The organism is Pseudomonadota bacterium, from assembly GCA_030775045.1.
Taxonomy (GTDB): domain Bacteria; phylum Pseudomonadota; class Alphaproteobacteria; order JALYJY01; family JALYJY01; genus JALYJY01.
Map to the genome: position 1 here is coordinate 1 of JALYJY010000082.1, position 8,405 is coordinate 8,405.

Consider the following 8,405-nt stretch of genomic DNA (forward strand, 5'->3'; position numbering starts at 1 on the left):
CAACCCGAAGACGGCCCGCCAACCGCAAGGAGGCAGCCGGCCACGGTTGGGTCAGTGACTGGGGTGAAGTCGTAACAAGGTAGCCGTAGGGGAACCTGCGGCTGGATCACCTCCTTTCTAGGGAAGTGCCTGTGCCGGATCCGGCATCGCCGTCCTCGTGTTCTTTATTCCGATACATCAGAACAGCCCCCGGGACTTTCAGGTCACCGGGGGTTTTGTTTATGGTCTGTTATCCTTTTGGTCCGTCACCCCGGTGAAAGCCAGGGCCAGGTTATTCTGTTTCTGAACTTTCTGGGCCATATCCTGTAACAGAGACCGCAATCACACTGGCCCCCGGCTTTCACCGGGGTGACGCAAGAGAAAGAATGCAGCAGCCCGAGTCCCGATCTGCCCCTCCTGGCCCGGCCTTTCCTGGTACGATGTGTTATTTACTGAAAATCCTTTCATTCGGGGATGCTATGCTGCCCCGGCGAAAAGAACAGACGGACAGTCCGGAATGGCCTCCCTTCTTTATGAAATGATCCATGCAGCCCGGAACAGGGAACGGCCGGAATCCCTGCCGGAAGGTCTGTCAGTTGGCGAATTTATGATGGAATCACCATACAGTCTTCCGCCGAAAACAGTCACCCGGGGCGCCAGGGGGTTGTTTATCCAGGGGCGGTTCGATGTACTGGTGGACATCTACCAGAGAGTCCGGAAAGAAAGTGCAACAGCCAGTGTGACGGCCCTCGACGGCCATCCCGTTCTTGAAGATCGCCGGACCCCGGTTCTTCTGTCTGCCCTGGCCCAGGGAGTCAGCGAGGGTGTAAACCTTCTTGTGAAATCAGCACCCGACATCCACGTCCTGTCCGGCCTGCGGACCATTGACTGTCAGGACACACCCTTTGCAGGGGACGTGGCCAAAGCCCTGTATCCTGTCTCCCTGAACCTGGCGCTGAAGGAGGGGTTCGACTTTCTCCGGCTCCTGTATTTATCCGTCCTGGATGCCCGTCACAATGAATGGGCAGAAGCTGTTCTCAGGGGAATGGAGGCCGCTGCCCGGACGAGATTTGATGGAATCCGGGGAATCGGGACTCCCGTACCGCCGGGATCTGATGAAGAAAAGGAACTCGTTGCCTTGGGACATCTGGGAGCCGAAATCCGGTCCCTGAGGGAAGAACCGGCAACCCCTGTCAGACCGGTCCATACCAGTCCCCGGCAGGATATCGGCTTTGCCATGGAAAGGGCCTGCCTGTCGACCCTGGATCTGGATGATGGTTTCAGGGAGTTTGTCCGCCTGTATGAACGTGCTGGTCATATGCCCGTGACAGGGGACAGGATCCGGGCCTCCTTTGCGCAATACCTGGCGGACATGCAGCCGGAGAAAGAAGGGAGCATCACCAGGTTCGGCGCCCTAGCCTTGGCTGTACACCCCGTCCTGCCGCTGAAAAACCTGGCATGGCCGCACCTGCCCCGGTTTGCCGATGCGGCCTGCAGGGACGAGGAAGAACACGCGGACGCCCTGGCCGCGATGGTTACCGCTGGATCAGGGGACGGCAGCTGGATGCAGGTCCTGCAGGAAGTGGCAGGCGTCCATGACGCCCCTGCGCAGACTGCTGAGGATCCTTTCGCGTCGCCGGGTGAATCCGCCGGAGAGGGTAGCGGTGGGGCGGATGTTATCCGGCTCGAGGAGCGACGACAGCCAAGGCCATAAGATCAGCCTCTCTCCAGCACCACAAAGCTGCAGTCCGCTGTTTCTCCTTCCCCCGCCCGGTGATCTTCGCGGGAACTTTCTGTCCATCTGCCACGGTCCGGAATCGCGAAAAAAACATCGCCTCCCGGCCGGGCGTGGACTTCGGTCAGGTAGATGCGCTGCGCCTGTGGAAGGGCCTCGGTATAGATCTGCGATCCGCCGATTACCATGATCTCCCCGTCCGGGCCGGCCAGCGGTTCAGCCTTGCGAATCGCTTCGGACAGGGATGAACACACACGCACCCCTTCCGGCCTGAAATCCGGCTGGCGGCTGATGACGATGTTGGGCCGGCGCGGCAGGGGGCGGCCGATGGACTCGAAGGTTTTGCGGCCCATGATCACCGGCTTTCCTGTGGTCAGGGCTTTGAACCGCCGCATATCCTCCTTCAGTGTCCAGGGCAGGGCATTGTTGTTCCCGATCACGCCGTTGTCCGCCACGGCCACGATCAGGGAAATAATGGTCATACCGCCACCGGCGCAGAAATGTGCGGGTGGAACTGGTAGTTCTCCAGCGTGAAGTCTTCAAATCTGAAATCGAAGATGGATGTCACGGCCGGGTTCAGACGCATCGACAGTAATGGATACGGCTTGCGGGTCAGCTGCAGATCCGCCTGCTCCATATGGTTCATGTACAGGTGGGCATCCCCCAGGGTGTGCACGAACTCGCCCGGCTGCAGGCCCGTGACCTGCGCCATCATGAGGGTCAGCAGGGCGTACGAGGCGATGTTGAACGGCACGCCCAGAAAGATGTCCGCGCTGCGCTGGTACAGCTGGCAGGACAGGCGGCCATTGGCCACATAGAACTGGAACAGGCAGTGGCAGGGCGGCAGGGCCATGCGTTCAATATCGCCCACGTTCCAGGCGCTGACGATCATGCGGCGCGAGTCGGGCGTGGTGCGGATCTGCTCCGTCACCTGTGCGATCTGGTCGATGGTCCGGCCGTCCGCCGTGGGCCAGGACCGCCACTGGTGGCCATACACCGGGCCCAGGTTTCCGTCGTCATCAGCCCACTCGTCCCAGATAGAGACCTTGTTGTCCTTCAGGTACGCGATGTTGGTGTCGCCCTTCAGGAACCACAGCAGCTCGTGGGTAATGGACCGCATATGCAGCTTCTTGGTGGTGACCAGGGGAAACCCCTCTGCCAGGTCAAAACGCATCTGCCAGCCGAAGACACTGCGTGTTCCTGTCCCTGTCCGGTCGCTTTTGACGACCCCGTTGTCCCGCACATGGCGCATCAGATCCAGGTACTGCTGCATGGCTTTTCCTTTCAGGCAGGGACTTGCAGGATCTCAGGATTTTGCCTCTTGCGGAACAGGAACAAAACATGTACAAGCAGGAAAAGGATCTTTATCGCCGTTCCGTTTTATGCAATCAGAAGGAGATCATTCGTGGGCTCATCAAATCTCAAGGTCGTCGAGAAAGACAAGGGCATGGACAAGCAGGAAAGACAGAAGGCGCTGGACGCCGCGCTGGTGAATATCGAACGGGCCTTCGGCAAGGGCTCGATCATGAAACTGGGCGCCCGGGAAAACACGGTAGAGGCCGAGGCTGTGTCCACAGGTTCCCTGGGTCTGGACCTGGCGCTGGGCATCGGCGGTTTTCCCCGCGGCCGTATCGTTGAGATCTATGGACCCGAAAGCTCGGGCAAGACCACCCTGGCCCTGCATGCCATCGCCCAGGCCCAGAAAAATGGCGGCGCCTGCGCCTTTGTGGACGCCGAGCACGCGCTGGACCCCGCCTATGCCCGCAAGCTGGGCGTGGATATTGATAACCTGTTGATCTCCCAGCCAGATGCAGGGGAGCAAGCGCTGGAGATTGCCGACACCCTGGTGCGGTCGGGCGCCATTGACGTGCTGGTGGTTGACTCGGTTGCCGCACTGGTCCCAAGGGCCGAGCTGGAAGGCGACATGGGCGATAGCCACATGGGCCTGCACGCCCGGCTGATGAGCCAGGCCCTGCGCAAGCTCACCTCTTCCATCTCCCGCTCCGGCTGTCTGGTCATCTTCATCAACCAGATCCGCATGAAAATCGGTGTCATGTTCGGCAATCCCGAAACCACCACCGGGGGTAACGCGCTCAAGTTCTACGCCTCTGTCCGCCTGGACATCCGCCGCGTCGGTTCGATCAAGGACCGGGAAACCGTAGTGGGCAACCATACCCGCGTCAAGGTGGTCAAGAACAAGCTGGCTCCCCCTTTCCGCCAGGTGGAGTTCGATATCATGTACGGCGAGGGTGTTTCCCGGGCCGGGGAGATCATTGACCTGGGCGTCCAGGCCAATGTGGTGGAAAAATCCGGTGCCTGGTTCTCGTACGATGGCCAGAGGATCGGCCAGGGCCGCGAGAATGCCAAAAACTATCTGCGGTCGAACCCCGAGGTGGCGGCCGCCATCGAGGCAAAGATCCGCGGCAACGCAGGGCTTGTGGCCAACGCCATGATGGGCGCGGCGGAAAGCGGTGACGGGGCGGAAGAATAATTCTGTCTGCCCCACGGCATCCTCCGGGGTCTTTCGTCGCCAGAAGATCCCGGAGGTCTGGCCTCCCGGCCAGAAAACTCTTGGAAGTATCCTGAAAGAACGCTAGGGTTTGCACAGTTTCCCGCCGCCGACAGGAAAAACCGGGCCGGGACAAGGGCCACGGACAGCCGGGCCACCAGCAACTGACATACGCAGGATTTCATGAGGCAAGGCCAGAATCACCACAGACGCCCCCCCCGCGGACGCGGCAGTCATCCCATGGGCGGCGGTAACCACCATCGCCGCAGCAACAGCAGCAGCGGCAACAACAATGTTCCCCTGCGGCACCAGAACATGGACAGCAACGGCCCGGATGTGCGCATCCGGGGAACGCCTTTCCAGATCCACGAAAAATATATGTCCTTGGCCCGGGATGCCAAGGCGACCGGTGACAATGTGGCCGCCGAGAACTATTTCCAGCATGCCGAGCACTATCACCGCATTATCCTGCTGATCCAGGAAAACGAGCAGGCCCGCATGCAGCAGCACCGCCCGGACCCGGCAGCCCATGGCAATGGCCACATGCCGCCGGCCGATGACCAGCCCCACCTTCCCGCTGCCGCCGCGGCAGGCGCGGATCCCCAGCCGGAAATCGTGGAATTTCGCCAGTCGGCCCAGCCGTCGCAGGAACACACGGATTCAGGCTTCCAGGCCGACTGACCGGATCATGTGGGGCTTTTCCCGGGACCAGGATATTCTCCGGACCATTGTGGAGGATTATCTGGCATGGTTTCCGGACAGCCCGGCCCGGGACGCTTTCCGGGTGCATGCAGATACGTGCCCGGATCCTTTTTCCAGAACCAGTCTGGCCGGCCATGTCACCGGCAGCGCCCTGGTTCTGGCGCGGGATTACCGGACGGGTCCTGCGCTGTTTCAGCGCCAAATACAATCTCTGGGCCTTTTCTGCCGGTGGCCATATTGATCCGGGCGAAACGCCGTAGGAGGCAGCCATCCGGGAGCTGGCCGAAGAAACACGCATTACGGACGCAGCACCGGTCACAACCCGGACCCGGTATCCCCTGCCTCTGATCCTGGACGCCCACCCGATCCCTGCCAGACCGGACAAAAACGAACCGGCCCACTGGCACTATGACATGGTTTATCTGTTCACGCTTTCGCAAGAACGGGATCCGGTACCCGATCCGTCAGAAATCAGCCGGTACGCCTGGGTCAGGCCGGAGGATGTTGACGAAACAAACGCGCCGGTCCGGCTGGCGGATCACCTGAAAAAGTGGACATAACAAACAAATTTTGTCACCCCGACCGAGGCCGCCTTGTCACGCCATAGCTGCGCAGCAGAGACGGCGGAAGGCCGAGTGGAGGGATCTCCTCTGGTAAAAGAGATCCTTCGGCTGCGCATCCTTTCAGGACGCTCCGATCAGGATGACAAAAACAGGAAAAACACCTGTTTTTACTTTCGGGAACAGCTGCCAGGATAGCCCCAATCCCGATTCACACGGAGAAACCCATGACATTCCAGACCCTGCACACCCTGCTGCGTGGCGAACCTGCGGGCGGATACACCCCCGAATGGCTTCAGCCTCTGGAAGGACATGAGTTTGCCCGCTTTCTGGGGAGCCGGTTTACAGCGGGAATCGGAGACGAATTTTCCTGGCGGCGGCGGATCTTTGGCATCACCCGGCAGATGCGGGAAATCCGGAAGCTTCTGGAAGCATCCGGAGACACGGAAAAGCAGGAAATTCTGAGAGAAGCCGCCCTGTTCATGCTGGAGGAAATGCAGATAAAATTCCCGACCCTGGATACGCGTTCTTCCTATGCCTGGCTGGCCTTGGGACTGCAGGGAATTCCCGGGCTGGATATTGATCTGCAACACCTGAAAGAAAGGGCAGAAACCGAACAGCGGACCATCTGGAACGCTACAAAACACCTTCCCGGATTGCCACCAGATAAAACGCGCGAGGCTGTCCGCCAGTACGTTGATGCTGCCGTGAAAGAAGAAAATGGGTTTTTTGGTTTTGCCGATACCCTGCTGCTGACGTGCGCGTGGACGGTCGGTCTGAAACAGATGGAAATGGATTCAGACAGCATCCGGCAGATCCTGGAGAACCTTTTTGCCAAACCGTTTGATAAAGATTGCAGCGAGGAAGTGTTCGCTGAAATTCCGGACGAAGTTTCTGTCATCAGCCTGCTTCCGGAAGGCCCTGCGGGAATCGACGCCGCTGTTCCGGCGATTGTCCAGGGATTGAAAAACCATACAGATCCGGAATTCGTGGATACCAGGGCCAGACATCTTCTGGGCATCATGACCCGTTCCGGCCACCGGTTCAGCGATGAGGCGGCGGATACCCTGCTGGGCTGGATGCTGTCGGATGAAAAGACCATGAAAGAGGCTCTGTTCTATCCTTCTTTCATCGAAAGTCTGGAAAATCCCGCCTGTCTGGCCAGCCCTTCCAGGCTGCGCAATGCCGTTGCGGAATTTATCGAAAAACTCAGGCCTTGGGAGAATGACCCCAATCTGTGGCACATGTCCGCCGGCGATTTTTGCATGACTGTGGCTTTCCTGGCCGTACACAGCAGGTACCATTTTGCCCTGGAAACCCTTCTGGATTATCTGGCGGAGCGTCCGGCCCTCACAGCAGCCCTCGGGAACCTGTCAGGACACCGGAACCTGTGGCCTGAAACACGACAGGAATACCTGGACAAGACCGGCCTGATCATCAATGAAATCAGGACAGCTGCAGAAGACGGACGGCTGCCCTTTATCTCCCGGGAAAAGCAGGACAGTCTCGCCGTACACCTGTCTGTCATCATGTCCCGGCGATACAGGGAAGAAGAGCGCGAATCCGGCCCGCCCGAGGTGAAACCTGTCCGCCCTATGGTCTGATCCGCTTCGGTTTTTCTGAAAGGAGTGTCCGGTTATGGGAAAATTTCAGGACCGTCTGGAAGCTGAAGTCCGCCAGCACTGGCCGCAGTTTGAGGAAAAGCTGAGGCGGCTTGAATTCCTTTATGAAACGGACCACCAGCTGGGTGCCTTTCGTCAGGAGGCCCTGCGGGACATTCTGAAAGGGCCGCAAGATATCTATTCACGTCTTTCCAGCCGTATGATCTTCCTGGAAACACAGCCGGATGAAAGTGCGGTGCACCGCACAGTCAATGCAATTTCCGTACAGGATCTTGATCCCGGACATGTCTGGGTGGGGCGGGTTCACAAGCCCTTCTGCCTTTCGGAAGATGACATCATTCCACGGGAATGGCTTTCCTCCTGGACACGTTCTGTTTCAGAAGAAACGTTCAGGAAACTGGCCTCTGATCGTGCAACAGTCCTTGCAGTACTGGATGAGCAGATCAGACAGACAGAATCACTGCTGGATGCAACCAGACAAAGAACGAAGGACCAGCTGGTCACAGCGGCAGTCCTGTACAAAAGTCTGGTGGATGGCCTGGAAACCCGCGACAGTAAAACCCTGGGGAAAATCCTGCAGGATGCACAGTGGCGTATTCTGTCGCAGTCTTCCATCGACATACAGTCCATGATCCTGACAACTCCGGTGCCCTCACACGCTACGGTCATGGAAGCCCTTCTGGATATTCCTTCCCCCGTTGCCGGCAAGTCCCTCTTCACGCTGGCAGCCGGGCTGATTCCGGCAAACCCGCAGGGCGCTGCCGCGATCGGGAAACAGGTCAGGGAAAAAGCGCAACCGTCATTGCTCCCTGCCCTGGATCAGGAGATCAGACAATGGGTCTGGACCGTGACTCCTCCCGGAAACTGTGGAGTGGACGGATGCAAAAACGGCCAGTGCACTGCTTATTACTGTTATGAAAATGGCCGGAGAATCCGTGACTATGATCTGGCCGTTCCGGAGGCTGACACAGGCCCGGCGGCAGACCTTTACCGGCAGGCCTGCAACGGAGACCTGGATTTCCGCAGCAGCCTGTCCGCTGATCTGCAGATCCGGGAATCGCTGGCGGAATGGGTTCTGGCGGCGCGTCTGTCCGTGCACAAACCCCTTGTCCGGGCAGCCCGCGCCTGGGACCGGCTTTCCACGGAAGAGCGGCAGGACATCCTGAAAGATATTCTGGACATCCAGGCAGACGTTTACGGATTCCCGGTCCTGCAGATGTCCTTTGTATGCTGGCCCGCCACAGACGGCTTTGTCCGCAGGGGCTCGTTCCGGGGGGGAACCGCAGGCAGCCATATAC

At 59.1% G+C, this 8,405-nt stretch carries 9 protein-coding genes and 1 rRNA gene; 8 read left to right on the plus strand and 2 right to left on the minus strand.

Annotated features, from left to right (window positions below):
• Positions 1-117, plus strand: a 16S ribosomal RNA gene (locus M3O22_07430); the annotation flags it as partial.
• A gap of 379 nt (positions 118-496) precedes the next feature.
• Complete coding sequence (locus M3O22_07435) at positions 497-1,693, plus strand: hypothetical protein (protein MDP9196577.1); 1,197 nt, start codon at positions 497-499, stop codon at positions 1,691-1,693.
• A 2-nt stretch (positions 1,694-1,695) separates the two neighbouring features.
• On the opposite strand, the gene M3O22_07440 is transcribed toward M3O22_07435, so the two are convergent.
• On the minus strand, positions 1,696-2,196 hold the full coding sequence (locus tag M3O22_07440) for a dihydrofolate reductase (GenBank protein ID MDP9196578.1): 501 nt from the start codon (positions 2,194-2,196) through the stop codon (positions 1,696-1,698).
• Positions 2,193-2,987 (minus strand): thymidylate synthase, encoded by a 795-nt coding sequence (locus tag M3O22_07445; GenBank protein ID MDP9196579.1) that lies wholly within the window; start codon positions 2,985-2,987, stop codon positions 2,193-2,195. The genes M3O22_07440 and M3O22_07445 overlap by 4 nt, the downstream gene beginning before the upstream one ends.
• Before the next feature lie 174 nt (positions 2,988-3,161).
• On the opposite strand from M3O22_07445, the gene recA reads away from it, so the two are divergent.
• The 6 genes from recA to M3O22_07475 form a co-directional block, all read left to right on the plus strand.
• The gene (recA, locus tag M3O22_07450; GenBank protein MDP9196580.1) at positions 3,162-4,205 is read left to right on the plus strand and encodes a recombinase RecA; all 1,044 of its coding nucleotides are present in this window, start codon (positions 3,162-3,164) and stop codon (positions 4,203-4,205) included.
• Between the two features lie 258 nt (positions 4,206-4,463).
• Entirely contained in the window at positions 4,464-4,904 is a 441-nt protein-coding gene (locus M3O22_07455) for a DUF4167 domain-containing protein (GenBank protein MDP9196581.1), read from the plus strand.
• A 7-nt stretch (positions 4,905-4,911) separates the two neighbouring features.
• Positions 4,912-5,166 (plus strand): hypothetical protein, encoded by a 255-nt coding sequence (locus M3O22_07460; GenBank protein ID MDP9196582.1) that lies wholly within the window; start codon positions 4,912-4,914, stop codon positions 5,164-5,166.
• A 55-nt stretch (positions 5,167-5,221) separates the two neighbouring features.
• Positions 5,222-5,485, plus strand: a complete 264-nt coding sequence (locus M3O22_07465; GenBank protein MDP9196583.1) for a hypothetical protein — start codon at positions 5,222-5,224, stop codon at positions 5,483-5,485.
• A gap of 227 nt (positions 5,486-5,712) precedes the next feature.
• On the plus strand, positions 5,713-7,089 hold the full coding sequence (locus M3O22_07470; GenBank protein MDP9196584.1) for a hypothetical protein: 1,377 nt from the start codon (positions 5,713-5,715) through the stop codon (positions 7,087-7,089).
• A 34-nt stretch (positions 7,090-7,123) separates the two neighbouring features.
• A partial coding sequence (locus M3O22_07475) for a hypothetical protein (GenBank protein ID MDP9196585.1) occupies positions 7,124-8,405 on the plus strand: 1,282 nt, incomplete at its 3' end.